Source organism: Streptomyces sp. NPDC089915 (genome assembly GCF_040684675.1).
GTDB lineage: Bacteria > Actinomycetota > Actinomycetes > Streptomycetales > Streptomycetaceae > Streptomyces.
Genome location: NZ_JBFBGN010000342.1, coordinates 1 through 1,751, shown reverse-complemented (window position 1 = coordinate 1,751; position 1,751 = coordinate 1). Strand labels below are relative to the sequence as shown.

General features: G+C 76.1%; 1 protein-coding gene. It reads left to right on the top strand.

From position 1 onward, the window contains the following. A partial coding sequence (locus AB0O29_RS35605) for a tetratricopeptide repeat protein (protein ID WP_365160497.1) occupies window positions 1–1,649 on the top strand: 1,649 nt, incomplete at its 5' end. Window positions 1,650–1,751: the final 102 nt, after the last annotated feature.

Here is a 1,751-nt window from a genome sequence, read left to right as displayed (position 1 = left end):
CCGGTGAGCGGGACGCCGCCCGTGACCTCAGCGCGGCCCTGATCAGCGACCGCACACGCGTCCAGGGCTCCGACCATCCCGAAACCCTGAAGGCACGCCATGCGCATGCGGACTGGACGGGCCGGGCCGGTGACCGGGAGACCGCCCGCGACCTCTGCGCCGCCCTGGCCGCCGACCGCACGCGCGTCCAGGGGCCCGACGCCCGCGAGACCCTCGACACGCGGCACGACCACGCGCACTGGACCGGCAAGGCGGGGGACGCGGACAGCGCCCGCGACCTCTACACCGCCCTGGTCGCCGACCTGGAACGCGTCCTCGGACCCGACGACCCCGACACCCTCGACACGCGGCACAACCAGGCGCACTGGACCGGCAAGTCCGGGAACGCGGACGCCGCCCGCGACCTCTACGCCGAGCTCATCACCGACCGCGAACGCGTCCTCGGGCCCGACGACCCCGCCACCCTCAAGTCCCGGCGCGGCCATGCGGTCTGGACGGGCGAGGCCGGAGACGCGGACGCCGCCCGCGACCTCCACGCCGGCCTCGTCACCGACCGCGAACGCGTCCTCGGGCCCGACCACCCCGCCACCCTCAAGACCCGTCATGAGCACGCGCACTGGACGGGCGAGGCCGGAGACGCCGACACCGCCCGCGACCTCTACGCCGAGCTCATCACCGACTGCGAACGCGTCCACGGGCTCGACCACCCCGCCACCCTCGACGCCCGTCACGACCACGCGTACTGGGCCGGGGAGCTGGGCGCGGCGGCGGAGGCGCGGGACCTCTTCGCCGAGCTCGTCGGCGACCGCGCACGCGTCCAGGGCGCCGATCACCCGGCCACGCTGAACGCGCGCCACAACCACGCCCACCACACCGCCTCGGCGGGCGACCCGGGCACCGCCCGCGAGCTCTACGTCCGGCTGGTCCGCGACCGCGCACGCGTCCTGGGGGCCGACGCCCCCGACACCCTCTTCTCCCGTACGGGGCTCGCCCATCAGACCGGGGAGACCGGTGACCCGGCCGCCGCGCGCGACCTCTACGCCCGCCTGGCCGAGGACTGCTCCCGGGTCCTCGGCGCCGACCACGAGGAGACCCTGGTCGCCCGCCGCGAGCTCGCACGGTGGACCGGCGAGGCCGGGGATCCCGTCTCCGCACGCGAACTCTTCTCCGGCCTCGTCACCGACCACGAGCGGCGGCTGGGCGCGGACGATCCGGAGACGCTGTCCGCCCGGTCCGGGCTCGCACGGTGGACCGGCCGCTCGGGCGAACCGGCCCGCGCCCGCGACCTGTGCGACCTCCTGCTGCCCGACCTCGACCGGGTCCTGGAACCCGACGACCCCGTCGTCCTCGACACCCGGCACGACCAGGCCCACTTCACCGGCGAGGCCGGCGCCCCGGAAGCGGCGCGCGCGCTCTTCGAGGTCCTCGTCCCCGACCTGGCCGGCCTCGTCGGAGCCGACCACCGCGCGACCCTGTGGAGCCGGCACAAACTCGCCCGCTGGACCGGCCGGGCCGGACGGCCCGCGACCGCGCACGCCCTCTACACCGAACTGCTGGAGGACCACGCCCGCTTACTCGGCCTCGACCACCCCGACGCCCTCACCGGCCTGCGCGAACACGCCTACTGGGCCGGCAAGGCGGGCCTCTGATCAGGCGTGGCTCACGATCACCAGCAGCGCGGCGCACTCGGCGAGGACCTGGACGGCGAACGCCGCCCGCCGGATCCGCTCGGCCGGCGCGGCCAGCGCGAG